27 protein-coding genes and 2 pseudogenes are annotated in these 22,505 nt (G+C 70.9%); 18 read left to right on the top strand and 11 right to left on the bottom strand.

What is annotated here, in order from left to right; all coding sequences use genetic code 11:
• Positions 1 to 61 precede the first annotated feature (61 nt).
• Entirely contained in the window at positions 62 to 511 is a 450-nt protein-coding gene (locus BGP03_RS09165) for an amidohydrolase family protein (RefSeq protein ID WP_296368985.1), read from the bottom strand.
• A gap of 347 nt (positions 512 to 858) precedes the next feature.
• Here BGP03_RS09165 and BGP03_RS35825 point away from each other — a divergent pair.
• A pseudogene (locus BGP03_RS35825) lies at positions 859 to 1,419 on the top strand (FCD domain-containing protein); the annotation flags it as partial.
• A 94-nt stretch (positions 1,420 to 1,513) separates the two neighbouring features.
• Here the strand turns inward: BGP03_RS35825 and BGP03_RS09160 are convergent.
• The 5 genes from BGP03_RS09160 to BGP03_RS09140 are packed head-to-tail and all read right to left on the bottom strand — an operon-like array spanning position 1,514 to position 4,674.
• On the bottom strand, positions 1,514 to 1,759 hold the full coding sequence (locus tag BGP03_RS09160; RefSeq protein WP_296368835.1) for a hypothetical protein: 246 nt from the start codon (positions 1,757 to 1,759) through the stop codon (positions 1,514 to 1,516).
• On the bottom strand, positions 1,756 to 3,129 hold the full coding sequence (locus tag BGP03_RS09155) for an AMP-binding protein (protein WP_296368838.1): 1,374 nt from the start codon (positions 3,127 to 3,129) through the stop codon (positions 1,756 to 1,758). The genes BGP03_RS09160 and BGP03_RS09155 overlap by 4 nt, the downstream gene beginning before the upstream one ends.
• 8 nt (positions 3,130 to 3,137) lie before the next feature.
• Complete coding sequence (locus tag BGP03_RS09150; protein WP_296368840.1) at positions 3,138 to 3,929, bottom strand: enoyl-CoA hydratase/isomerase family protein; 792 nt, start codon at positions 3,927 to 3,929, stop codon at positions 3,138 to 3,140.
• Positions 3,929 to 4,285, bottom strand: coding sequence for a MaoC/PaaZ C-terminal domain-containing protein (locus BGP03_RS09145; protein WP_296368841.1), 357 nt, complete (start codon positions 4,283 to 4,285; stop codon positions 3,929 to 3,931). The genes BGP03_RS09150 and BGP03_RS09145 overlap by 1 nt, the downstream gene beginning before the upstream one ends.
• Entirely contained in the window at positions 4,282 to 4,674 is a 393-nt protein-coding gene (locus BGP03_RS09140) for a MaoC family dehydratase N-terminal domain-containing protein (protein WP_296368843.1), read from the bottom strand. The genes BGP03_RS09145 and BGP03_RS09140 overlap by 4 nt, the downstream gene beginning before the upstream one ends.
• A 175-nt stretch (positions 4,675 to 4,849) precedes the next feature.
• On the opposite strand from BGP03_RS09140, the gene BGP03_RS09135 reads away from it, so the two are divergent.
• The 6 genes and pseudogenes from BGP03_RS09135 to BGP03_RS35810 all read left to right on the top strand — a co-directional run bounded on the left by BGP03_RS09135 (position 4,850) and on the right by BGP03_RS35810 (position 7,868).
• Positions 4,850 to 5,572: a Phenylacetic acid catabolic protein gene (locus BGP03_RS09135; protein ID WP_296368846.1), complete on the top strand. Its 723-nt coding sequence runs from the start codon at positions 4,850 to 4,852 to the stop codon at positions 5,570 to 5,572.
• Positions 5,572 to 5,862: a hypothetical protein gene (locus tag BGP03_RS09130; protein WP_296368848.1), complete on the top strand. Its 291-nt coding sequence runs from the start codon at positions 5,572 to 5,574 to the stop codon at positions 5,860 to 5,862. Before BGP03_RS09135 ends, BGP03_RS09130 begins: the two co-directional genes overlap by 1 nt.
• 10 nt (positions 5,863 to 5,872) lie before the next feature.
• Positions 5,873 to 6,154 (top strand): hypothetical protein, encoded by a 282-nt coding sequence (locus BGP03_RS09125; RefSeq protein WP_296368849.1) that lies wholly within the window; start codon positions 5,873 to 5,875, stop codon positions 6,152 to 6,154.
• Between the two features lie 447 nt (positions 6,155 to 6,601).
• Positions 6,602 to 6,997, top strand: a pseudogene (locus tag BGP03_RS35820) (2Fe-2S iron-sulfur cluster-binding protein); the annotation flags it as partial.
• Entirely contained in the window at positions 6,889 to 7,518 is a 630-nt protein-coding gene (locus BGP03_RS35815; protein ID WP_363093472.1) for an FAD-binding oxidoreductase, read from the top strand. The pseudogene BGP03_RS35820 and the gene BGP03_RS35815, both read left to right, overlap by 109 nt.
• Entirely contained in the window at positions 7,473 to 7,868 is a 396-nt protein-coding gene (locus tag BGP03_RS35810) for a hypothetical protein (protein WP_363093470.1), read from the top strand. The genes BGP03_RS35815 and BGP03_RS35810 overlap by 46 nt, the downstream gene beginning before the upstream one ends.
• Here BGP03_RS35810 and BGP03_RS09120 read toward each other — a convergent pair.
• Positions 7,803 to 8,849, bottom strand: a complete 1,047-nt coding sequence (locus BGP03_RS09120; RefSeq protein ID WP_296368852.1) for a BtrH N-terminal domain-containing protein — start codon at positions 8,847 to 8,849, stop codon at positions 7,803 to 7,805. The genes BGP03_RS35810 and BGP03_RS09120 overlap by 66 nt on opposite strands.
• Positions 8,849 to 9,385, bottom strand: a complete 537-nt coding sequence (locus BGP03_RS09115) for a PaaI family thioesterase (protein WP_296368853.1) — start codon at positions 9,383 to 9,385, stop codon at positions 8,849 to 8,851. The genes BGP03_RS09120 and BGP03_RS09115 overlap by 1 nt, the downstream gene beginning before the upstream one ends.
• Positions 9,386 to 9,436: 51 nt before the next feature.
• Here BGP03_RS09115 and BGP03_RS09110 point away from each other — a divergent pair, with 51 nt between their 5' ends.
• Complete coding sequence (locus tag BGP03_RS09110; RefSeq protein WP_296368856.1) at positions 9,437 to 10,039, top strand: TetR family transcriptional regulator; 603 nt, start codon at positions 9,437 to 9,439, stop codon at positions 10,037 to 10,039.
• Here the strand turns inward: BGP03_RS09110 and BGP03_RS09105 are convergent.
• From BGP03_RS09105 to BGP03_RS09095, 3 genes are read right to left on the bottom strand one after another with little or no spacing between them, the layout of a single operon-like run.
• Complete coding sequence (locus tag BGP03_RS09105; RefSeq protein ID WP_296368858.1) at positions 10,009 to 10,749, bottom strand: TetR/AcrR family transcriptional regulator; 741 nt, start codon at positions 10,747 to 10,749, stop codon at positions 10,009 to 10,011. The genes BGP03_RS09110 and BGP03_RS09105 overlap by 31 nt on opposite strands.
• Before the next feature lie 58 nt (positions 10,750 to 10,807).
• A complete protein-coding gene (locus tag BGP03_RS09100; RefSeq protein ID WP_298800761.1) occupies positions 10,808 to 12,358 on the bottom strand; it encodes an AMP-binding protein in 1,551 nt (516 codons plus the stop codon).
• Positions 12,355 to 13,506 (bottom strand): lipid-transfer protein, encoded by a 1,152-nt coding sequence (locus BGP03_RS09095; RefSeq protein ID WP_296368862.1) that lies wholly within the window; start codon positions 13,504 to 13,506, stop codon positions 12,355 to 12,357. The genes BGP03_RS09100 and BGP03_RS09095 overlap by 4 nt, the downstream gene beginning before the upstream one ends.
• A 135-nt stretch (positions 13,507 to 13,641) precedes the next feature.
• Here BGP03_RS09095 and BGP03_RS09090 point away from each other — a divergent pair, with 135 nt between their 5' ends.
• The 10 genes from BGP03_RS09090 to BGP03_RS09050 all read left to right on the top strand — a co-directional run bounded on the left by BGP03_RS09090 (position 13,642) and on the right by BGP03_RS09050 (position 22,369).
• Positions 13,642 to 14,082 carry an OB-fold domain-containing protein gene (locus tag BGP03_RS09090; RefSeq protein ID WP_296368864.1) on the top strand — a complete coding sequence of 147 codons (441 nt, stop codon included), beginning with the start codon at positions 13,642 to 13,644 and terminating at the stop codon, positions 14,080 to 14,082.
• Between the two features lie 814 nt (positions 14,083 to 14,896).
• Positions 14,897 to 15,034 (top strand): hypothetical protein, encoded by a 138-nt coding sequence (locus tag BGP03_RS09085; RefSeq protein WP_296368866.1) that lies wholly within the window; start codon positions 14,897 to 14,899, stop codon positions 15,032 to 15,034.
• A gap of 243 nt (positions 15,035 to 15,277) precedes the next feature.
• Positions 15,278 to 15,523, top strand: a complete 246-nt coding sequence (locus BGP03_RS35805; RefSeq protein ID WP_363093468.1) for an AMP-binding protein — start codon at positions 15,278 to 15,280, stop codon at positions 15,521 to 15,523.
• An 18-nt stretch (positions 15,524 to 15,541) separates the two neighbouring features.
• Positions 15,542 to 16,138 carry a hypothetical protein gene (locus BGP03_RS09080; RefSeq protein ID WP_298800760.1) on the top strand — a complete coding sequence of 199 codons (597 nt, stop codon included), beginning with the start codon at positions 15,542 to 15,544 and terminating at the stop codon, positions 16,136 to 16,138.
• 82 nt (positions 16,139 to 16,220) lie between these two features.
• Positions 16,221 to 16,868 carry a TetR/AcrR family transcriptional regulator gene (locus BGP03_RS09075; protein ID WP_298800759.1) on the top strand — a complete coding sequence of 216 codons (648 nt, stop codon included), beginning with the start codon at positions 16,221 to 16,223 and terminating at the stop codon, positions 16,866 to 16,868.
• A 38-nt stretch (positions 16,869 to 16,906) separates the two neighbouring features.
• Entirely contained in the window at positions 16,907 to 17,719 is an 813-nt protein-coding gene (locus BGP03_RS09070; RefSeq protein ID WP_296368874.1) for an enoyl-CoA hydratase/isomerase family protein, read from the top strand.
• Positions 17,720 to 17,789: 70 nt separating this feature from the next.
• Positions 17,790 to 19,451 carry an AMP-binding protein gene (locus tag BGP03_RS09065; RefSeq protein WP_296368877.1) on the top strand — a complete coding sequence of 554 codons (1,662 nt, stop codon included), beginning with the start codon at positions 17,790 to 17,792 and terminating at the stop codon, positions 19,449 to 19,451.
• Position 19,452: 1 nt separating this feature from the next.
• Positions 19,453 to 20,619, top strand: coding sequence for a thiolase family protein (locus tag BGP03_RS09060; protein ID WP_298800758.1), 1,167 nt, complete (start codon positions 19,453 to 19,455; stop codon positions 20,617 to 20,619).
• On the top strand, positions 20,616 to 21,047 hold the full coding sequence (locus BGP03_RS09055; protein WP_298800757.1) for a zinc ribbon domain-containing protein: 432 nt from the start codon (positions 20,616 to 20,618) through the stop codon (positions 21,045 to 21,047). Before BGP03_RS09060 ends, BGP03_RS09055 begins: the two co-directional genes overlap by 4 nt.
• A gap of 230 nt (positions 21,048 to 21,277) precedes the next feature.
• Entirely contained in the window at positions 21,278 to 22,369 is a 1,092-nt protein-coding gene (locus BGP03_RS09050) for an IS110 family transposase (protein ID WP_298800772.1), read from the top strand.
• Positions 22,370 to 22,505 lie beyond the last annotated feature (136 nt).

The following is a 22,505-nucleotide window of genomic DNA, read 5'->3' as shown; positions in this document are numbered from 1 at the left end:
AGAGCGTGCCGCAGGATGTCGGCCATGTGCTCGTCGGTGACCGCGAGCGGCGGGCAGTGCGTCAGGCCGAGGCCGAGGATCTCGCCCACGAGGGGCCTCCCGTGTCGTGGACCGCGCTATCCCGGTAGATGGCGGCGATCATGTCCAGTGCGTTGTCACGACCGATGGGATCTGCGCAGGTCGTCGTCGAGGCCGTCGAGGCCGGCCACGCAGGGGTCTCCAGCGCGGCGAACGGGTAGCCGGTGCCCAGCACGACGTGACCGGGACCGAACCGGGCGACCGCACGCCTCAGGCTGTCGGCGTCGTAGGCCAGCGAGTCGCACCACAGGTCCCGGGCACGCACCGTGGGTAGGCGCTCGCCCGCGCGGCCTACGAGCAGCTCCCCGCGGTCGAGGCGGGGCAGCACCGCCGGCAGTGCCCCGCCGGCGTGGGCGAGGCACAGCCGCATCCCGGGCCGCCGCTCCCGGCTGATGAGCAGGGCTGCCGACGCGGCAGCGGCCTCGCCCGGCATCCCCACGTCGAACCCGATCCCCAGGCCGCTGTGACGGCACCCAGGCCGAACAGCTGGCCGCCGCCCGGCCCGACCAGCTCCGCGAAGAACTCGTTCTGGGCGGCGGCCAGCACGACGGTCCCGTCGGCGGGCTCGCCGTGACACAGCGTCACAGGGATCGGCGATACGAGCTGCGCCGCCATGCCCTCGACGTCCACTCGGCCAAGCGGCCAGACGGCGCTCCGCCGACCAGCACCGGTTGTCGATCTCCCCGTACGGGCGCCCGGCGAGCAGGATGCGGGCGCTAGTCTCGTCGATCCGCTCCGTCCAGGGGCCACCGGCCGGGGTGGCCGGACAGGACGGGGAGGGTGAGCGCGATCGCGTGGGTGTGCACTCGATCGTCCTGGCGGGCATGGCCTTGGCGGTGGGCACGACGCTGGGACTGCGGATCCTGCGCGACCGTGGGCTGGTCGAGGTCCGTACCGGGCGGCGGGAGTTCGTCGCCTCCCTGCCCCACACGCCCGGCTGGGCAGGCTCGACCTGTGGTTCTCCGACACCGGCCGCGATCCGTCGGAGCTGTTCGAGGCCCGCTCCCATCTCGAGGACCTGCTCACCAGGATGGCCCTCGACCGCGCCGGGCCCGAGGACATGCGCGACATGGACTGGGGCGCTCGACGAGATGCATCGCGCCACCGACGCGGCGGGGCTACCTCGCGGCCAACCTGCGCCTGCACCGGGCGCTGGCCCGGGCGTCGCGACTCGCCGTACTCGCCGACGTGCACGAGACCTTCGTGACGTTGATCGACGCCGGCCTCGTGCGGGCGGTCCTTGTCGGCGGCACCGATGACCTCCTGCGGCACAACATCGATGTACACCGGGGGATCGTGTCCGCGGTACGTCACCGCGACGGCGAGGCACTCGACGAGGCTCTGCGACTGCACCGCCACGACCTCGTGCGCGAGACGACCCCGCCCACTCATCCGCTCCCGGGACCTGAGCGGTCCATCTCGGCGCGGGCTGATGTCACGGCGGCGACGCCTCCGGACCCGACTCCCCCGGGAACAGCTCGTCGGTGTGGCCCAGGTAGCCCAGGGCGAGGAACAGGTACGCGTCGGCCATCTCCAGCGCCCTCCCAACGGCCGGGCTGACCGCGGCGGCCTGCTCGGACAGCAGGCCCGCCCGCAGGGCGACGAGCCGTTCGCGCTGGAGGTCGGGCAGGAACCCGAGCACCGGCGGGGCCGCCTGCGCCGGCGTCTGCACGGTCGTCACAGGTTCCCTCCCAACGTCACGGTGGGCCGCTCGTCGACCGACCGGCTGTCGAAGATCCGCTTGGTCTTCAGCTCGTAGCGCGGCAGCGCCCCACTCGGGAGGACCTCGGTCTCGAGCCGGACGCCGAGGCTCTCGCGGAGGTGCCCACCGAGCGCGCGGCCCAGGTCCGCCGCCTCGGCTCCCGGGGTCGCGGCCTCCACCTTCACGAGCATGCGGTCCATCCCGTCGACACGGCTGATGTGCAGCTCGTAGTGGTTGGACAGGCCCGCCACCTCGCCGACCAGGTTCTCCACAGCCGTCGGGTAGACGTTGACGCCACGGATGGTGACCATGAAGTCGGCGCGGCCGAGCACGGTGCCGGGCATGTGCTTCCACGTCCAGCCGCAGCCGTGGTCGGGGGCATCGTCGATGCGCACCAGGTCGTGGGTGCGGTACTTGATGAACGGCTGCGCGAAATGCGTGTAGCTGGTCAGCACGTGCTCGCCCACCGCGTCCGACGACGTGACAGGCTCGCCGGACGCCGGGTCGACGGAGTAGGAGTGGCAGACGTCCTCGATCACGTGCACCCCGCCGCCCCACTCGTTGCAGGACTGGCCGATGAACAGTGCCTCGCCCACGCCGTAGGCGTCATAGACCTGCTCGGCCCCCCACGCCCGCTTCAGCTGGTCGCGGGTGGCGGGGATGGAGAAGCCGGCCTCGCCGCCACCGGCGAGCATGCGCACCCCGGCGTCGCGGACGTCGAGGCCCTCGCGCTTGGCCACCTCGGCGAGGTGCAGCAGGTAGGTAGGCGTGCCGCAGACGACGGTGGGCCGCCGCTCCAGGATCTGCCGGACGCGCTGCACACCGGTCGCCCCGCCGCCGGAGACGATCGTCAGCCCGAGGTTGCGGGCGCCCCAGTAGAAGCTCCAGAGCCCGATCCACATACCGAAGTCGAAGCAGAAGTACATCGAGTCCGACGGCCGGATCCCGTGGTCCCACATGCCGTAGCAGTACTGCGACCCCGCCTTGTGCAGCTCGTAGTGGGTGAAGGCCTCGTTGAGGAACCGGCCGGTGGTGCCGGTGGTGTGGAAGTACTGCTGCCACGTCTCCGGCCCGCGGGCGATGCCGCCAAACCCGTCGGCGCTGGCTTCCTGGTCGGCCACGTAGTGTGGCTTGTCGGTGAAGGGCAGCTTGTGGTGGTAGTCGTCCCAGGTGCGGATGTCAGCGGGCTTGACCCCGGCCGCGTCGTAGATGCGACGGTGCAGCGGCGAGTTCTCGTAGGCCCAGCCGACGAGGTGGCGGATGCGTTCGAGGTGCAGCGCGTCGAGCGTCTCGCGCGGGGCGGTCTGGGTCGGCGCGTTCCAGAACCGGGCCTTCTCCGGTGCGGTCATGGTGTCCCCTACCGGCCCTGCCACTGCGGCGGGCGCTTCTCGAGGAATGCCAGCGCGCCCTCACGGTGGTCCTCGGTGGTCTTGAGCACGCTCTGCCCCAGCCGCTCCAGCTGGCGCCCGGTCTCGGCGTCGACATCGGTACAGGTGTTGAGCACGAGCTTGGCCATGCCCAGCGCCAGTGGCGCCATCGTGGCGAGCCGGCCGGCCATGGCGACGGCGGCCTCCAGCGCGCCGCCGTCGGCGACCACCTCGGTGGCCAGCCCCAGCTCCAGGGCTCGCGGCGCGCGCAGCGTGCCGCCGAGCATCACGAGCTCCTTCGCCCGTCCCAGCCCGACGTGGCGAACGAGCCTCGAGCAGCCGCCCGAGCCGGGGATCAGGCCGACCTTGGCCTCGGGCATGACGAACCGGGCACTCTCCCCGGCCACCCGGAAGTCGCAGGACAGGGCGAGCTCGAACCCGCCGCCCGCGGCGACCCCCTCCACCGCCGCGATGACCGGCACCTCCATGGCCTCGACCGTGTCGAACACGTCGTGGATGCCACGGGCCAGTGCGCGGAACCCGCGCGTGCCCATCGCGGTGAGGTCGCCCATCTCGCTGACGTCCTCGCCCGCGGAGAACCCGCGACCGGCCCCGGTCAGCACCAGCACCCGGACCTGCGGGTCACCGGCGGCGTCCTCGACGGCATCACGCATCTCCGAGCGCATCCGGGAGTTCCACGCGTTGAGCCGGTCCGGGCGGTTCAACGTCAGCACGCGGACCCCGCCCGCGCGCTCCTCGACCATGAGGTGCTCGTAGCCCATCAGGCACCGTCCGCGGCCGGGGCGAGCGTGAGCGCCACCGTAGCGACGACCGTTCCACTGGCCTTCCTGACCTCAACGCCGGCGTCCGTGGGGACGACAAGCAAGACATCGCCGGGAAACACCGGGGCTGATAGCCGGGCAGTCGCCGAACGCAACGCAGCCGGGCCGAGCTGCGCGACGACGGCGTCGAGAGCGAGGGCAATGGTCAGCGGGCCGTGCGCGATCACAGAGGGCAGGCCGGCGGCCTTCGCGAACTCCTCGTCGACGTGCACCGGGTTGTAGTCGTCGACAGCGCCCGCGTACCGGGCGATCTGCACCCGATTCACCGGCCCTCGGGTGCACTCCTCGATATTCACGCCTGGGCCACCCTCTCGACGAAGGTGATCGACTGGCGCTGCACCAGGGCGCCGTCGCTGCCCGTGTACTCGGCGACGACCACCCCAAACTGGTTGGAGCCCTTGGTGAACACGTCATCGACAGTGACCCGGACGTGCACGGTCTCGCCCGCGACGAAAGGTCGCTCCCACTCGTAGCCGAGCCCGCCCAGCAGCGCCCGCGACAGGTCCATTCCCAAGCCGTCCACGACCGTGGTCTCGCCTCCGACCGTCGCGGCGAACGAGGGGACCAGGGTGGCGGTTCGTGCCCCGCTGTCGGTTCCGAGCGCACCGGTCAGGCGGACCAGCAGCTCCGGTGTGACCGCCAGATCCGCCTCCGCCAGGGTGCGCCCCTTTGCGCCTTCGTCCACGTCGACCTCCGTGTCGCTGGGGGGCCACGTTTTGCCCAACCCCTTGGTCGGGAGAATGTCTGGGTGGGCGCAGGCACGTCAAGAGGTGACCACCATTTAATTCGCCCGACCCGTCGGTTGACGAAACGCCAGGGTCGTGGATATGGTCCACGTCACTACGATGGAAGGAGTGCCGGTGACGGTCACCGAGGCGCCGCAGCGGGTCTACCGCGAAGGCGATCCCGACATGCCGGAGGAGTTCCACCAGCTCCTGGTGCGGATGCTGAGCCATCACCTGGAGAACTCCACCAACCCCCACTACACCGAACTGCTCGGCAAGCTCTGGAACAGCTGCATGACGCTGTGCCCAACTGAGCGGCTCAAGACCACCTTCGCGAAGCTCATGGCCCAGGAGGTGGAACACGGCGTGATCACCGCCCGGATCCTGGAGGGCCTGGGCGTCGGTCCGATCGACGCACCGATCAAGCAGTACCTGTTCCACCTGCCCATCGACACGTTCTGCGACTTGGCCTACTTCAACGGCCTGGGCGACCGGGTGGGCTGCTACATCGGCGAGACCTGGGAGGGCGTGCCCTACGAGCCGCTGCTGTCCGTCGCCGAGCGACTGCACAAGGACGAGGTCTTCCACGCCACGTTCGGCATGAGCAACCTCAAGCGCATCTGCTCGACGCCCGAAGGCCTCGATGAGGCGAACGAGAAGATCAAGATCTGGTGGCCGGCGGCGCTCGACATGTTCGGCCGCTCGGATTCGGACTTCTCCGACGCCTACGTCCGCTGGGGCCTGCGCACCAAGAACAACGAGGACCTGCGCCATGAGTACATCGCCGACACCCGCCCGATTGTGGAGGCGATGGGCATCGAGGTGCCCGCCGACACCGCGAACCGGCGGTTCCTCTGATGAGTACCGCGGACCCGCTGCTGACCCGCGCGCGCAGCGGGTGGCGGGTCCAGGTGACCCGGCCGGACCCGAAGGTGTCGCTGTTCGAGGTGGCGCTATCCGACTACAGGGAGTTCTTCTTCGTGGCCGTCGGAGAACGATCGGTCTCGGTCACCATGTACGACACCAGCGACGCGACCTACCCCGAGCCGCAGACGTTCATCTTCGCCAAGCCCTACGGCTGGGACAGCGGTCTGTCCGACGAGGAGGCCCTGCTGCAGGTGTGGCAGGCCGTCGGGGTGCAGCGATGACGGTGCGGCGATGACCAGCTTCACCGTCAAGGGCTCACGCAACGGGAGCCTTGTGCACATCACATGGACCGACGGGGAGATCAGCGGCGACTTCCCCACGGTGGACCTGCTGCTAACCGAGGCCGAGCTGGTCCCGATCCTGCACGCGGACGCCTACGCCGCCCGGGCCATGCCCGACCTCGACGGGCTGGCCGACGCGCCGCTGCGCGACCCGACCACGGCCTACCGGCTGATCGCGCACGTGATGGACAGTGTCCGCGAGACGACGGGCGACGCACCCGTCCAGACCTGAGCGACGAGCCCGACCGGCACGACGGCACAGAGCTCCGGTGCACCCGGCGCGATGAGCGGATAGCAGGTCGCCGGCACGACGCTGCGGTCGGGTGAATCGGGGCGGTGACCAACCTGCCCATCTCCCGCGAGCTGATGCACCGGCGGCACTGGTTCCCGGCCGCGGTGTCGAAGATCGATCTTCAACACGGTGTACCTCGACCCGAATCGCGACGTGGGGCACAAGCTCGGCCAGACCATCTACGCCTTCATTCTGCAGGCCTCGTACGGTGTCTGGAAGGGCGGCAAGGACGGCCTGGTCACGAGCGTCCGCTCCCTGCGCAAGCGCGACCTCACGATCTTCCGCCCGCGCGCTGACGTGTACGCCGAGATCCTGCTGCTGGCCGTCCTGTGCGCGACCGTGCTGTACTTCGCCGGCTGGACCGGGCTGCTCGTCGGCGTCGCGACGATGGTCTTCTCCAAGCTACTGGTGGAGGGCTTCAACTACCTCGAGCACTACGGCAGGGTCCGGGCGCCCGGCGCACCAACAGTGCGCAGATGCCGAGCGCCTTCCTCTGCTTCGTCTGTGCGCTGGTGCCCCCGCTGTGGACGAGCTACATCGCCAAGCCGTGGCTGCAGGACTGGGATACGGGGTTTGCCTCCCCCGACGAGCAGCGCATGGCGATGGACGAGAACCGGAGGATCGGCTGGCCCGAGTGGCGAGATCCCGTTCCCGCACAGCTGCACCGTGGGTACCTGCGGCACCTGCAAGTCCCGGCTGGTCAGCGGCAAGGTCCGGGAGATCACCGACTCCCCGATCGCGCTGTCGTCTCAGGAACTCAAGGACCGCTTCATCCTCCCCTGCCAGTCGCTGGCGCGCGGGCCCGTCGAGCTCGACGTCGCCGACCTCGCCGACATGCCCGGCCATCCGCTGGTGCACACCGACGTCGAGATGGTGGCGCGGCGCGAACTCACGCACGACATCCTGGAGGTCACCGTCCGGGTCAACGAGCCGTTGCCTACTCGGCGGGCCAGTACGTCGAGCAGAGCGTCCCGGGGCTGTCCGGCCCGCGCAGCTACTCCTTCGCCACGGGCGCGGCCGACCGCCCCGAGGACGAGTTCGCCTTCTTCGTCCGCCGGACCCCCGGTGGCGAGTTCACCGAGTGGCTCTTCGCCGACGACCGGACGGGCACGAGACTCGGAGTGGTCGGACCGTTCGGGAACCTGGGGCTGCGCCCGTCGGCCGTGCCCGTGCTGTGCGTCGCCGGGGGCAGTGGGCTGGGCCCCCATCAAGTCGATCCTGGAGGCCACCCGCGACGACGGCGTCCAGCGCGAGGCTCCTGTTCATCTTCGGGGCCCGCAGCACACGCGACCTGTATTGCCTAGAGGAGTCCGAGACGCTGGCCGGGTCCTGGGACGCCGACTACACGTTCGTCCCCGTGCTCTCGGAGGAATCGGCCGACTCGGTCTGGACCGGGGCCCGCGGCATGGTCACCGACGTCATCGCCGGGCTGCTCGCCGAGCTGCTCGCGTCGTGCGACGCCTACGTCTGCGGCCCGCCGGCGATGGTCGACGCGGTCGAGGAGCAGCCGCGAGCGCTGCGTCCCGGGGCAGCTTCTTCTACGCCGACCGGTTCCTGGACAAGAAGACCCAGCGGAAGGGGTGAGCGGTCAGGGCGCCAGCCCCTCCGCCGCCTCTGCCAACTTCTCGACCCCTTCGCGTTCCAGGGCAGGTAGTGCGGCTGCGATGTGGCGCACCGCCGCGAGGCGGTCCGGGGCAGGGGAGTCCCCCAGCCCGGCCGCGGCCACCGCCGACCAGGTCGCCGCGATCTGCTGGTAGACGTCGCGCGCAGCGCGGACCACCGGATCGGGGATCTGCCCGGCGAGATCGGCGAGGAACTCTCCCTGAAGGCGGCGGAACAGCCCGCCGCCAGTGCCGGCCTTCTCCACGAACACCCGCAGGGTGAACAGCGCCTTCTCCAGCTCCGGCCCGTCGAACTCCGCGAACCAGCGGTCCAGGTCGGCCACGAACGCCGTCACCCCGTCGACGCCGGCGGCCGACACCACACCGTCACCCAGCGCAGGGGCCGGCGCCGTCATTCCGCGGACCGCGTCGGCGCAGGCCGAACCGGCCACGGCCCGCAGGTCCGGCAGGCTCTTGGGGAAGCCCAGCCGGAAGCAGGTGTGCCGGGTCGGCATGGGGAACCCGCGGGCCGAGCGGGCCCTCGCCAGGTTGGCGCGGCTGATCGTCTGCGGCTCGGGCCGGTCGTTGTCCACCACCATGACGGTCCCCGCGTCGTCGTCGTAGCCGATCACGACGATGTCGTGGCGGCTCATCCGCATCTTCACCCGCAGGTAGGGCAGCTCGGCCATCTCGGCCCAGCACAGGGCCGGGCGGCCGGCGTCGAGCTCATTGCGCACCCAGGCCCACCCCTCGTCGGGATCATCGGTCGCCCGCAACTCGTGCTCGATGCCGAGCCGCCCGCAGAGCTGCTCGGTGAGCGACGAGCCCCGACCGACCAGGTAGAACGGCGTTCCGAGGCCCGGCCCGCGCAGGTAGCTGAAGCTCAGGGCGCCGCCCACGCCGAACACGAAACCCTCACCGAGCGGATCGCTGCCGTAGCTGAGCCCGGCCCACTCCAGCAGGTCGCGCAGCGCCCCGGAGCCACAGTGCCCCCCGAGCCGGTGCGGGTACCCCGCCACCAGTGATCCGCCCATCAGGCCCCCTCCGCCATCGTCTGGGGCACCGCCGCGCGGAAGCGGGCGATCGCGTCCTCGCCACCACCGGAGCCGAACCGCTCGAAATGCGACAGGTCCACCGTGACGAACACCGCTTCGGCCGAGAACCGCACCGAGCCGTCCGCCGCCGTTCCCCGAGCCGACATCATGACCCTGCGCCCGTCGCGGGCAGCCACCCGGCCCACCAGACGGTGCAATTCGCCGACCGGTACCGGCGCCATGTAGTCGACCGTCAGGCTTCTCGTCACCGCCGGCTCGTTCAGAACGTAGAGCAGAAACGCCACGAGATCGTCGCAGGCCGAGGCCAGCACGCCGCCGTGGACGACGCCGTGCGCGCCGGCGTGCTTCCGCTCGAAGCGGATGTCGGCCATCACCTCGTCACCGACCCGGAACACCTCCATCGCCAGGCCGGCGGGGTTGTCCGGTCCGCATCCGAAGCAGCGGGCCCCGTGAGGCTCCAGCAGGACGGCGTCCGCGGGGCGCGGTGGCAAGTCGGGCATGGTGGACTCCTGCATCCTTCGCGTCAGACTTCTTGACAGCTGTGACGGACCTGTCAGGCTGACATCATGACACAGCGTCGGCAACGGTTCCCCGGCGTTGCCCGTCGACTGCTGCACGAAGCGATACTCGATGCCACCGAGACGCTCGGAGGCCAGGCCGGGTGGGACGCCCTGCGGATGGCCGATGTGGCGACAGCCGTGGGGATCAGCCGGCAGACGCTCTACACCGAGTTCGGCTCCAAACCAGCACTCGTCCGAGCCGTCGTCCTCGATCGAGCGAATCGGCTGACGGCGTCCCTGACCGGAGTGCTCGCCGCGGCCGACAGCGACGTGCACGGCGCTATTCGCGCCGCCGTGCGGTTCCTGCTGGACGCGGCGCGGGCCGACCCGCTGGTCAAGTGCCTGGTTTCCGGGCCTGACGGTGATCTACTCGCCCTCGTCACCACCGGCTCCGCGCCGATCATCGACGGCACCACCCGGGCGCTCACCGACTACGTGACCGAGGTGCGCCCGGGCACCGACGCGCGCCGCGTTGCGGTGGCCGCGGACGCGTTCACTCGGCTCGTGATCAGCCACGTCGTCCTCCCCGACCGCGAGATCGACGACGCCGCCGACGACGTGGCCGACGTCATCGGACCCTACCTGATGGAGGTGCTGTCGGCGACCTGAACGGGCCACCCGCAGGATTTGCCGCTGTCGGCGTCATCCGGACCCACCGGAGGGCCAGACCCAAAGTCGACCTGTGCACCGAGCACGAGCCTGACCATCGTGCGGGCCACGTCGTCGATGTCATCGCGACCCGGATCGAACCACTTGTAGACCCAGCTCGTCATGCCCAGCAGGGCGTGGGCGGCATGCCGGGCGTCGACGTCGGGAAGCCCGCCCTCCGCGACGGCGGCGTCGACGATCTCCGCGATCCGCCGCACGTAGGCGCGCTCCTTCTGCCGGATGGCGACGTCGAACGAGCCGTCCAGACGCGGCCTCTGGTCGAAGAACACCGAGAACAGGCTCGGCTCCTCGGCCATGATCCGAACCTGGTGTTCGATCAGCGCGGCCACCCGGACCCTCGGGTCGGAGATCTCGGAGAGCTGGTCGAGCCGCTGCAGGGAGAGCGTGATGGCCCGGTCGAAGATCAGGTACAGCAGTTGAGCCTTGCTGCGCACGTAGTGGTAGAGGCTGGCCTTACGCAGCCCCAGGACGGTGGCGACATCGTCGAGCGACCCGGCGTCGTAGCCCCGCTCGTGGAACACCCTGGTGGCGGTGTCGATGATCTCCTCGAGCCGCCTGCGGTACTCGGGCGACGGTTCGGTGAGCCGTGGACGCCCGGGCCGACGTCGCGGAACAGCCGCTGTGTCGTCCCGACCCGCTGGTGAGGCCACTCGGTCACCCCCTATGCCGCCACTGTAGTGACTGCGACGACCAGCCGGGGCCTGCGGGTCAGGCCGGACCGCGGACGACCACCCAGCGCTCGACCTCGTGCCGCTGGATCTTGCCGGTGGTGCTGCGGGGCAGGTCGGTCTCGGCGACGAACCGGACGTCCTTGGGTACCTTGTATCCGGCCAGTTGCCCGCGCAGTACGCACAGCAGGTCCTCGGCGCTCAGCTCCGCCCCCTCGACGCGTGCGACGACCGCCACCGGCACTTCTCCCCACCGCTCGTCGGGCCGGCGGACGACGACCGCGTCCGCGACCCGGGGATCGGCCAGCAGGAACCGTTCGATCTCCGCCGGGTAGACGTTCTCCCCACCCGATTTGATCATGTACTTGACGCGGTCGACGAAGTCGAGGGTCCCGTCGGGGTTGCGGCGGAAGCTGTCGCCGGTGTGGAACCAGCCACCGCGGAAGTCCTCGGCGTTCGCCTCGGGTGCCGCCCAGTAGCCGCTGAACAGCGTCGGGCCCCGGAAGGCCAGCTCGCCGGGCGACCCGTCGGGCACGTCCTGGTCGTCCGGGTCGACCAGTCGCACCAGGCACAGCGGATTCTGCCGTTTCGTCAACGACACCGGTGCCTCCCCCACCGGCAGCCGGTTCCCCGAGGCCGGTGCCATCCCGCTCTCCGTCGAGCCGAACGTATTGGCGTAGGGACAGTCCAGCAGCCTGGTCAACTCGGCGATCTGCCATCGCGGCACAAGGTCCGCCATCGCGCCGACGAGCTTGATCCCGCGCACCGCGGACCCGTCGGCCAATGCGGCCAGCAACGGGTCGATCATGCCCGGCATCGCCACCAGCCAGCTCAACCGGTGCCGCGCCAGCGCGCCGACGATCGTATCGAGGTCCAGGCCGTCACAGACCACGACGCGCCCACCGAGCATCAGCGTGATCAGGCTCTGGTCGGTGGAGGCCATGTGGAACATCGGCGCCCACGCCACGAACGCGTCGTCGGCAGTGGCACCGGTAATCGTGGCGAACAACCCGGCGCGGGCGATCATCGCCCGGTGGCTGATCAGCGCCCCCTTGGGCAGACCGGTCGTACCGCTGGTGTAGAGGATCGTCAGGCCGGCCTCGGGGTCGACAGGTCCGGTGGCGCCGATGCCCACGGGCTCGGCAACGGCGATCCGCGCCTCGAGGTCCTCGCCCAGCACCACCACCGGGCCGACCCCGTGGTCGACCGATGCCAGCAGAGCACCGAACCGGGCCGAGACCAGTATCAGCACCGGCTCGACGAGCCCGATGCAGTGAGCCAGCTCGTCGGTCACCAGCCGCCAGTTCAGGCAGGCGGTGATGGCGCCCAGACGCCCGGCCGCGAGCTCCAGCTCGAGGTACTCGTGGCGGTTCTCGGCCAGCACCGCGACCCGGTCGCCACGGCGCACCCCCCACGCCACCAGTACCCCGGCCAGCCGCGCGACCCGGTCGTCGAGCTCCCGATAGGTCCAGCTCCGCGCGCCCTCCTCGATCGCGACCGCGTCCGGCGCTGCCCACGCCTGCTCGGCGACCAGGTCGGCCACCGTCACGGCGAAGCACGCGGACGGCACGCCGGGCCCGGCCCCGCTCATCGGCGGTCGGCCGTCAGGACGAGGGCGGAGCCGTCGGTGAGCGCCCCGGAGGTGACGACGCCGACCTCGTGACGCGGCACCTGCCGGTCCCCACCACGACCCTGGATCTGCAGGACCGCCTCGGCCACGGTGTTCATGCCGTGCAGGTACCCCTCGGCGAGCAGGCCGCCGTGGGTGTTGACCGGCAGCGGCCCTTCCAGCGACGTGTTGCCTGCACGGACGAACGCGCCCGCCTCGCCGCGCCCGCAGAACCCCAGCCCTTCCAGGCCCATCAGCACGACGCTGGTGAAACAGTCGTAGATCTCGGCGAAGTCGACGTCCGCCGGGGTGATGCCGGCGCGGCCGTACAGCTCGTCGCGCAGCCGATAGGTGAAGTTGCGGCTGTAGTCGTCGTGCATGATCTGGTCGCCGACGTCGAGCCCCGGCCGCGGACCGGCCCGGTACACGGCCGATGCCACGACCGCCGGCGGGTGCCGGAGGTCCCGGGCACGCTCGAGCGTGGTGACCAGGACGGCGCAGGCACCGTCGACCTCACTCGTGCAGTCCGCGACGCGGAACGGCTCGGCGATCATGGGCGATGCCAGGTAGGCATCGAGATCCAGCGGGCCACGCAGGATCGCCCGCTCGTTGGCCTGCGCGTAGCGCCGCTGTGCCATCGCGACGGCCGCGAGGTCACGGTCCGAGCCGCCGGTCTCGTGCAGGAAGCGCTGCGCCCACATCGCGATGTACATGAGGTACGCCGAGTAGCCGATCGGGTACCGGTACTGGGCGGCGGGACCGGGCAACGGCGTGCTGCCGACCCTCGATCCGGAGCGCCCGTTGAGCGCGCGGAACACCAGGACGTTTTCGGCATAGCCCTGCGCGACGGCCATCGCGGCCTGCTGCACCATGAAGCACGGGGACTGGCCGCCCTGGTTGAAGTCCATCACGAAGCGCAGCTCCGGCAGGGCGAGCGTGGTGGCGACCGCCTCGCCGGACACGGAGTCGTTGGAGAGGCTGAAGGTGACGACCCCGTCGATGTCGCTGGGCGGGATGCCCGCGTCCTCGGCCGCCGCTGCGGCTGCCGAGGAGGCGAGGTCGAGAACCGATCGGCCGGACTCCCTGCTGAAGGGGGTGTAGCCGACGCCGGACACCGCTGTCGCACGCATGTCGCCTCCTGCGGCGACCGTACGTATGCCCCCGGCGGTCGTCAACCGAGCGTTCGAGATTCGTCTGTGCCGTCGAACAGCTGTGCCGTCGAACAGCTGTGCCGTCGAACAGCTGTGCCCTGTTAGGTTCGCCCCATGCCCGACCAGGCCGTACCCGCGTCCCCCGCAGCGCCGGCCGCCGACGTGGACAGCGCGGCGCACTGGCGCACCCTGCGTCAGCACCGGCTGGCGCTGCAGGAGTGTGAGGCGTGCGAGCGCAGGAGGTTCCCGCCGACGCCGCGATGCCCGTTCTGCGCCGATCCGCGCTCGCGGTGGGAGACGGTCGCCGGCACGGGGACCGTCTACTCCGCGGTCACCGTCCACCGCACCCTCGACGCGGCCTTCGACGGCGAGACCCCCTACACGGTCGTCACCGTCGACCTCGACGGCGGTGGCCGGATGCTCGGCCGTGCCGCAGACGGACGGCTCGACATCGGCGACCGGGTGACGCCGAGCTACCTCGACCACGACGGCTGGACCGAGCTGCGCTTCGGCCTCGCGCGACCCTCTGCCCACGGCCGGACGGCACCCCGATGACCACCGATCCATCTCGACGTCGGCCGACCGGCCGCGGGGCCCTGCAGGCGGCCCTCGCGGTGGGCGGGGCCGTGCTGGGCGGCGCGGCCGCGCCAGGCCGGCGCCGCGTGCGGTGCCGGCACCCCCTCCCCCGCACCGCGGCGGGCACGGGACCCCCTGGTGCTACTGCACGGCGTCGGCGGCACGTGGCAGGTTTGGGGGGAACCCGTGCTGCCGCTGTTTTTGGGGGGAACCCGTGCTCCCGCTGTTGGAGCCGCATCACGACGTTATCGCGGCAACGCTGCGCGGCCGCGGCGGCGAGCCGTTCCCGCCCGGTGCCGAGGTGTCGCTCGACGTGATCGTCGACGGGTCGAGGCGGACCTCGACCGGGCCGGTCTCACGACGGTGCACCTGGTCGGGAACTCGCTGGGCGGCTGGGTCGCGCTCGAGCTGGCCTGCCGGGGGCGGATACGCTCGGTCGTGCTGTTCGGCCCGGGCGGCGCGTGGGGTCCACCGCGCGGAACACCGCCGTCACGACGACGATCCGCTGGACGCTGCTGGTCTTCGCCCGGCTCTCCGTCACGCGGATGCCATCGCCGCGCAGCCCCGCCTCCGCTCCGCGCTCCTGGGGATGAAGGTCGAGCACCCCGACAACGATTCCCGCTGCCTTCCTCGCCGGCGCAATCCGCTCGGCTGCCGAGTCACCGTCGATCCCTCGGCTGCTCCAGGTGCTCACGCGCCGCCAGCTCGCTCCGCTGCCCCCCGGGAACCGGTCCAGGTCGAGTGGGCCGAGCGCGACCGCGTCATCCCGTTCGAGCACTTCGGTCGACCGCTGATGGAGCGGGTCCCGGGAGCCGAGCTCGTCCGCGTGGCCGGCATCGGCCACGTCCCGATGTTCGACGATCCCGACGCCGTCGCCCGGCTGATCCTCGACGTGACGGGCGCGGTGGACCGGTCCGCGACGCCCGGCTGACGGAGTCCCTACGGTTGTTCCCTGAACGTCTACCCAGCGATGTAGCGGCCTCGACACGTCCTGACACGACGAACGGTCTTTGAGAATCCGCCGGCGACCGCCAACCCGAACTCATGCGGTCTCTCGGGCCGGGTGGACAACCGGCGCCCGTGCCGTCGGTCTCGGCCGAGGAGCGTGAGCGGTGAGCTGGAAAGCATCCGGAAAGGACACGATCGGCGACGTCATCGCGGCCAACACACAGGCATGTCCGGACAAGGTCGCCGTCCACTTCGACTCGGGCGGGATCTCGTTCGGCGAGCTGGACCACGCTCGACCGCCGTCGCCAACACCCTGCTCGGGTGGGGCGTGCGGTCCGGCGACGCGGTTGCCGTTCTGATGGAGAACCGGCCGGAGATGCTGGACTCCTGGTTCGGCGTCGCCATGACGGGCGGCCTGTACGTCTCAGGGCCTGGGCGATCGGGGGCGCAGGCGGCTACGGCGCCGGCCTGACCCGCCACCTCGCCGAGGGTGGGGAAAAAGGTCGTCGAGCTCGACCGCCCGCTGCGACCGGCACGCCGCGCCGGGGCGAAGTCCGACGTGATCGACGCCGAACGCCCCGCCCGCGACGCGCGGGCCCGCACGAAGCTGGCGGCACCGAAGACGGAACCACACCGGACGGCGTTGGCGGTGTTGCTGGCCGGGCGACGCAGCGCCGTGGACGCCGCCAGCACCGCGCAGCGGCAACTCCGAGCGCTGGTGATCACCGCCCCAGAGCAGGTGCGGGCCCGGTTCCGCGGCCACTCCACCCCGCACACTGATCGATATCGCCAGTCGGGTTCGACCCGGTCGTGCGGTCCTGGCGGCCTGCGTTGTTCGGCGTTCGGTGTGCCCAACGAGATCGCCGAGGACGAGGTGATGGCCTGCGTGGTCCCCGCGCCGGGCGCCACGTTGACCCCGGCCGAGCTGGTGGATCCCTGCGTCGCCACCATGCCGTCGTTCGCAGTACCCCGGTGCCTGGACTACGTGGCAGAGCTCCCGAAGAACCCGATGGGACGGGTACTGACGACCGAGCTGCGCGATCGCGGCGTGACAGAGACGACCTGGGACCGCGAGAAGACCACATAGTCTGTCCGACATGTAGAATGTGCTTCGATATTGTGTGCTAGCGTCGACGAGTCCGTCAGTACTCGATATCCAGGGAGTTCCTGTGGTCAGGACCGGTGCAGCAGGCGTGCCGGGCGCCGATCGGCGTGACCGGCGCGTGGCCACCCGTCGCCACATGATCCTCACCGCCGCCGCCACGTCGATGGCCGAGCACGGGTACGAGCGGGTGACGCTGGAGCAGATCGGTGAGCAGGTCGGGCTGTCGGCGACCGGGCTCTACCATTACGTCGGCGGCAAGGAGGACATCCTCGCCCAGCTGATGACCGACACGATCGCGGAGATCGGCCGCGAGACCGACGTGCTGGCCGCCGGCTCCACCGACCCCGAAGTGCTGTTGCGCGCCTTCGTCCGCGCGCACCTGCGGGTCGCGGTGACGACACCGGCCGGACGGGTGCTGAGCAACCACCAGGACATCGTGGTCAGCGAGACCTACAGCGACGTCATCCGGGACGCGCGCCGCCGCCACGAGCGGCGACTGGAATCCATCCTCGCGGATGGAGCGGCCGCGCAGGCGTTCCGCGCTCCCGATCCGCGGACCACCGCTCGGTTCGTCCTGGGCGCTCTCAACGGGGTCCCCCGATGGGCAGGCCCGCAGGCCACCGCCGCCGCCACCGACAAGATCGGTGACCAGCTCGTCGACCACCTGATCAGCGGCATCGGGGTCGGTGCGTCTCCACCGGGCTCCCGATGAACGGGCAACCGACCGGATCGATCCACGAAGGGGTGGGAATGACCGAAGTCCGAGAGGTTCCGCAGGCCGAGTCGCGCTTCACCGAGCTGACCTATGCCGTGATCGACGGCGTCGCCCGGATCGCGCTGAACCGTCCCGCCGAGCTCAACTCCTTCAGCACCAACCTGTACCGCGAACTCCGCGACGCGGTCCGGTTGGCCACCATCGACGACGGGGTCGACATCGTCGTCATCACCGGCACCGGCCGTGCCTTCGCCACCGGCGGCGACCTCAAGGAGGTCTTGGCGTACCTCGAACCCGGTGCCGATCCGCTCGACATCTACCGCTTCGAGGACAACCTGCCCTTCGAGACCGTACGGCAGTGCCCGAAGGTCACGATCGCGGCGGTCAACGGGATCTGCATGGCCGGGGGCCTCATCACGACCATGTCGTGCGACATCTCCGTCGCGGTGGCCGACGCCGTCTTCGCCGCTCCGGAGGGCAAGGTCGGCGTGGCCGAGGGCTGGATGCCGGCCGTCATGTTCGGCCGGGTGAGCCTGTCGAAGATGCGCTACCTCGCCCTGACCGGCACCGCGATCCCGGCCGACAAGGCCGAGCGCTGGGGTCTGATCACCGAGGTCGTGCCCGACGCCGCCGCGCTCGACCGCCGCGTCGACGAGATCATCGCCGAGGTCCGTGGCACCTCGCCCGCTGTGCGGCGGTCCTACAAGCAGACCATCAACGACATCGCCCCGGCCGGGAAGATGGGCGACTTCCGGGAGGGCACCGGCACCCCCGACGGCATCGAGGGCCTGCGCGCCTTCGCCGAGAAGCGACCGCCGCGGTACCGCAACGGCTCGCACCCGATCTGACGCCACCCCGCAACCGCAACGGGCCGGATCGGGCCGACCCTTCCGAAGGATCGACACACGGGAGACGACGATGCGTGACTGGAACGGACTGCTCACCCAGCTCACCCCGGAGAAGGCCGCCGACTTCCGGTCGCAGGGGTACTGGGCCGAGGATCGGCTCTGCCACCAGGTCGACGAGGCGGTGTTGCGAACGCCGGAAAGGGCGGCCGTCGTGGACCGGGGCGGCTCCACCAGCTACGTGGAGCTGCAGCGGCTGAGTCACGTGGTCGCGGCCGGCCTGGCCGGGCTCGGCGTCAGGCCCGGTGACGTCGTGAGCTGGCAGTTGCCCAACCGGCTCGAGGTGGTCACGCTGATGGTGGCCTGCACCCGCCTCGGTGCCGTGTTCAACTCGCTCGCGCCGATCTTCCGCGAGCGCGAGGTGTCGACGATGCTGGCATTGGGCGCCCCGAAGGTGGTGGTCACCGTCGAGTCCTTCCGCGACTTCGACCACGCCAAGATGATGAGCTCCATCGCCCGGTCCCTGCCCGAGATCCCCACAGTGGTGGTGATCGACGGTGCCGGCGGTGACCTCGGCTGGCCGCAACTGCTGTCCGACGGGGAGGCACGGCTCGACGCCGAGGGCCCGGTCGACGCCGGGACCAGCGCGGACGCTGTCGCGCAGCTCGCGTTCACCTCCGGCACCACCGGCGAGCCCAAGGGCATCCTGCACACCCACAACAGCCTCTACTACGGCGGGCGCGTCATCGTCGAGCGCCGCGAGCTGACCGCCGACGGGGTCTACCACATGGCCTCCACCCTCGGGCACCAGACCGGCATCCTGTTCGGCATCCTCGCCCCGATCCACCTCGGTGCGACCATGGTCCTGCAGGACGTGTGGGACGCGGGCGACTACCTGGACATGGTCGAGGCGAACGGCGTCACCATGACCAACGGGGCGACGCCCTACCTGCAGGACACACTGGAGCGCGCCGACTTCGCGGCCAGGGACACCACCACGCTGCGGCAGGTCGGCTGCTTCGGGTCGGGCTTCCCCAGCCCGCTCGCCCGCCGGGCCGCGGAGATGCTCCCCGACGTCGAGTTCTACGGGATCTGGGGGATGACCGAGGTCGGCCTCGCCACCTCGCACTCCCCCGGCGATCCGCGCGAGATCGTGTGCGACACCGACGGCCACGCCGTGTTCCCGATCGAGGTGGCGATCCGCAGCGACGACCTCACCGAGGAGCTCGGCCCCGACGAGGAGGGCGAGATGGTCGTGCGCGGCCCGTCGCGGCACCTGGGCTTCCTGCAGCCCGGTCTGGCTCCGTCGCACTTCCTCGACGGCGACTGGTACGTCACCGGTGACCGGGGCCGGATCCGTTCCGACGGCCGGCTGGTAATGACCACCCGGAGCAAGGACATCATCATCCGAGGCGGCGAGAACATCCCCGTTCTGGAGGTCGAGAACGTCCTGATCGAGCACCCCGACGTCTGGTCCGCCGCCGTGGTGGCCGTGCCCGACGAGCGGCTCGGCGAGAAGGCCTGCGCCTGCCTCGTCCTGCGCCACGGCGCCTCCTTCGACCTGGCCGAGCTGCGACGCTGGCTGGCGGAGAAGAAGGTCACCCGCCAGTTCTGGCCCGAGTACGTGCAGGTCTACCCGGAGTTCCCGGTCACCCCGAGCGGCAAGATCAAGAAGTTCGCGCTGCGCGAGCAGGTAGCGGCGATCGCTACCGGACCCATCGGTCGAGGAGCCTGACGTGATGAGCGACAGCCCGCTGCGGGATGCGATCGCCATCGTCGGCGTCGGGGAGTCCGCCTACTCCCGCCGGTCCGCGGTGCCGGTGCCGACCTTGATGGTCGAGGCGGTGCGCGACGCCATCGCGGACGCCGGCATTGACGTCGACGAGGTCGACGGGATCGTCTCCGACGCCGCGGTCGCCCCCCACCTGCTGCCTGCCGACGAGCTCGCCGCCAACCTCGGCCTGAGCGACCGGGTCTTCACCGCGCAGATGTCGGTGGGCGGCGCGGGCAGCGTCGGGGCGCCCCTGCTGGCGGCCCAGGCCATCGCGACCGGTGCGGCGAAGACCGTGGTGTGCTACTTCGGCGTCGACTGGGGCTCGGCACCAGGCGGCCCGTACCGGTTCCACGGCACCGACCCGTACAAGGCGAGCCTCGAGATGCCCTTCGGCTTCTACGGGCAGCCGGTCTACTTCGCCGCCGTCGCTCGCCGCTACATGCACCGCTACGGCCTCACCCCCGAGGACCTCGCCGACGTCGCGATCTCCACCCGCGCCTGGGCGGCGCTGCACCCGGGGGCGATGAAACGCACACCACTCACCCGCGCGGACTACCTGGGCTCACCCATGATCGCGGACCCGCTGCGGGTGCTGGACTGTTGCCTACTCACCGACGGCGCCGCGGCGTTCGTGATGACCTCGACCGCGCGGGCACGCGACTGCCGACACCGCCCGGTCTCCGTGGCCGGCGTGTCGTTCAGTGGTGCGGCCATGTCCGGGCACTCCTACCTGGCCCAGCACGAGGACTACCTCGCCACACCGGCTCAGGTGACGGGACCGCGGGCGCTCGGGATGGCCGGAATCCGCCCCGAGGACGTCGACTTCGCCGAGATCTACGACTGCTTCACCATCAGCTGTCTGCTGCAGGCCGAGGACCTGGGCTTCGCGCCGAAGGGCGCTGGTGCCGCGCTGTTCGCCGACGGGCAGGCCGCCCCGGGCGGATCGCTGCCGATCAACACCCACGGCGGCCTGCTCTCTCACTCCTACGTGCTGGGGATCAACCACGTCGTCGAGGCGGTGGCGCAACTGCGCGGCGGGTGTGGCGACCGGCAGGTGCCCGGCGCGGAGGTCGGGCTCGTGTCGGGATACGCGGGCTGGGAACACGCGAGCCTGGTGCTGACCGCATGAGCGCGCCCGATGACAGCGCCGCCGGCCCGTGGGTCCCCGACACGACGTGGCCGGTCCTGCAGGAGTTCTGGGCCGCCGCACGCACGGGTCACCTGGTGTTCCCGCGCTGCACGGCGTGCGGCCGGTACCAGTGGTACCCCCAGGCGATGTGTCCGGCGTGCCGCGCAATGGCGTTCGCCTGGGACGAGGTCGCGCCCGACGGCTACGTGTTCAGCCACACCACGCTGCGGCGCAGCTTCGTCCCCGGTGCGGACGGCCAGCAGGCTCGGCACATCGTGTTGGTCAAGTTCCTGCACGTGCCGGGCGTCACCCTGGTCACGAACGTGCGCGAGGACGTCGAGCCCCGGGTCGACCTGCGGGCGCGGATCGCCTTCGACGAGGTCGGGCCCGGGGTGTCGCTTCCGGTCAGCGAGCTGTACGAGGTCTGACAGTGAGGATGTAGGGGAGCCCCGCAGCGGTCGTCCTGACCCAAGCACTGACTGGCTGCGTGCCTTCAACGGGATCTGTCGGTCGGTCCGCTGCGGGGCTCGTTGTGCACTCGCCAGACTCGCGGTGTGACCTCATAGGTGCCACCAGGCACCCATCACTGTCTTGTCCACTCGCCCGGCTGGTGCGTGCTGCCCTGCCCGGTCGAGAGAACAGGTCAGCCATGCCCACGATGACACAGCCCGATCCCGTCCCACAGTCGACCGTCGAGGTGACCGGCGGGGTGGATACGCACAAGGACACCCACACCGCCGCCGCGCTCGATGCCGCCGGACGAACGTTGGGGACCGCGCAGTTCCCGACCACCCCGGCCGGCTACGCCGCGCTGCTGAGCTGGCTGCGCGGCTTCGGCACCCTGATGCTGGTCGGGATCGAGGGCACCGGGGTCTACGGTGCCGGGCTCGCCCTGTGTCTGCGGGTCGCCGGGGTGGCGTTGGTGGAGATCGACCGCCCGGACCGCAAGACACGGCGCTGGCAGGGCAGGTCCGACCCGGTCGACGCCGAGGCCGCCGCCCGGACCGCGCTTGCCGGGCACCGTACCGGTGTCCCCAAGCACCGCGACGGCACCGTGGAAGCGCTGCGGCTGCTGCGGGTGGCCCGCCGCAGCGCCGTGGCTGGTCGTGCGGATGCCCAACGCCGGATGAAAGCCCTGGTCGTGACCGCCCCGGACACCCTGCGCAGCGTGCTGCGCGAGCTGAGCGACCGCCGCCTCATCGATCTGTGCGCCACGCGGCGACCCGACCGGGCCGCCGCCGGTGACCCGACCGTCGCCGCGGTGATCGCGTTGCGGGCCCTCGCCCGCCGCCACCAGCAGCTCTCGATCGAGATCGACGAGCTCGACGCGCTGATCGCCCCGCTCACCGAAGCGGTCAACCCCACCCTGTGCGGACTGTTCGGGGTCGGCCCCGACGTCGCCGGACAGCTGCTGGTCACCGCCGGGCAGAACCCCGACCGGCTGCGCTCCGAGGCCGCGTTCGCGATGCTCTGCGGCGCAGCCCCGCTACCGGCGTCCTCGGGACGCACCCACCGACACCGGCTCAACCGCGGCGGTGACCGCCACGCCAACTGCGCGCTGCACCGGATCGTGCTGTGCCGGCTGCGCTGGGACCCCCGCACCCGCGCCTACGCCGAGAAACGCACCGCCGAGGGTATGAGCAAGAAAGAGATCATCCGCTGCCTCAAACGCTACGTCGCCCGCGAGGTCTACACCGCCCTGCTCAGTCCCCGCCCTTCCTCCACCCCGGCCATCCCTTCCGCCGCGTAGGAGGAGTCCACGTGGAGCGCCCGCAGCGCAGCGAGGACGAACGACGTTGACACCGACCAGCGGCGGAAGACGATCTACCGGGAGGAAGGCAGCCACGACACCGCTCAACCGGAACGATCTTCAAACCACCGCTTGA

It is taken from the genome of Pseudonocardia sp. 73-21 (assembly GCF_001899645.1).
Classification (GTDB): Bacteria; Actinomycetota; Actinomycetes; order Mycobacteriales; family Pseudonocardiaceae; genus Pseudonocardia.
This window is presented reverse-complemented; position numbering and strand designations above follow the sequence as displayed.

What these genes read in the sequence shown, in the direction of transcription:
- BGP03_RS09130 (WP_296368848.1), top strand. Translation starts at nt 5,572, where the DNA reads ATGAGTACCGCGGACCCGCTGCTGACCCGCGCGCGCAGCGGGTGGCGG.
- BGP03_RS09120 (WP_296368852.1), bottom strand. Translation starts at nt 8,849, where the DNA reads ATGGGCGGATCACTGGTGGCGGGGTACCCGCACCGGCTCGGGGGGCAC.
- BGP03_RS35805 (WP_363093468.1), top strand. Translation starts at nt 15,278, where the DNA reads ATGTCCGGACAAGGTCGCCGTCCACTTCGACTCGGGCGGGATCTCGTT.
- BGP03_RS09155 (WP_296368838.1), bottom strand. Translation starts at nt 3,129, where the DNA reads ATGACCGCACCGGAGAAGGCCCGGTTCTGGAACGCGCCGACCCAGACC.
- BGP03_RS09050 (WP_298800772.1), top strand. Translation starts at nt 21,278, where the DNA reads ATGACACAGCCCGATCCCGTCCCACAGTCGACCGTCGAGGTGACCGGC.
- BGP03_RS09085 (WP_296368866.1), top strand. Translation starts at nt 14,897, where the DNA reads ATGGAGCGGGTCCCGGGAGCCGAGCTCGTCCGCGTGGCCGGCATCGGC.
- BGP03_RS09125 (WP_296368849.1), top strand. Translation starts at nt 5,873, where the DNA reads ATGACCAGCTTCACCGTCAAGGGCTCACGCAACGGGAGCCTTGTGCAC.
- BGP03_RS09055 (WP_298800757.1), top strand. Translation starts at nt 20,616, where the DNA reads ATGAGCGCGCCCGATGACAGCGCCGCCGGCCCGTGGGTCCCCGACACG.
- BGP03_RS09110 (WP_296368856.1), top strand. Translation starts at nt 9,437, where the DNA reads ATGACACAGCGTCGGCAACGGTTCCCCGGCGTTGCCCGTCGACTGCTG.
- BGP03_RS09090 (WP_296368864.1), top strand. Translation starts at nt 13,642, where the DNA reads ATGCCCGACCAGGCCGTACCCGCGTCCCCCGCAGCGCCGGCCGCCGAC.
- BGP03_RS09070 (WP_296368874.1), top strand. Translation starts at nt 16,907, where the DNA reads ATGACCGAAGTCCGAGAGGTTCCGCAGGCCGAGTCGCGCTTCACCGAG.
- BGP03_RS09115 (WP_296368853.1), bottom strand. Translation starts at nt 9,385, where the DNA reads ATGCAGGAGTCCACCATGCCCGACTTGCCACCGCGCCCCGCGGACGCC.
- BGP03_RS09165 (WP_296368985.1), bottom strand. Translation starts at nt 511, where the DNA reads ATGCCGGGCGAGGCCGCTGCCGCGTCGGCAGCCCTGCTCATCAGCCGG.
- BGP03_RS09095 (WP_296368862.1), bottom strand. Translation starts at nt 13,506, where the DNA reads ATGCGTGCGACAGCGGTGTCCGGCGTCGGCTACACCCCCTTCAGCAGG.
- BGP03_RS09065 (WP_296368877.1), top strand. Translation starts at nt 17,790, where the DNA reads ATGCGTGACTGGAACGGACTGCTCACCCAGCTCACCCCGGAGAAGGCC.
- BGP03_RS09100 (WP_298800761.1), bottom strand. Translation starts at nt 12,358, where the DNA reads ATGAGCGGGGCCGGGCCCGGCGTGCCGTCCGCGTGCTTCGCCGTGACG.
- BGP03_RS09150 (WP_296368840.1), bottom strand. Translation starts at nt 3,929, where the DNA reads ATGGGCTACGAGCACCTCATGGTCGAGGAGCGCGCGGGCGGGGTCCGC.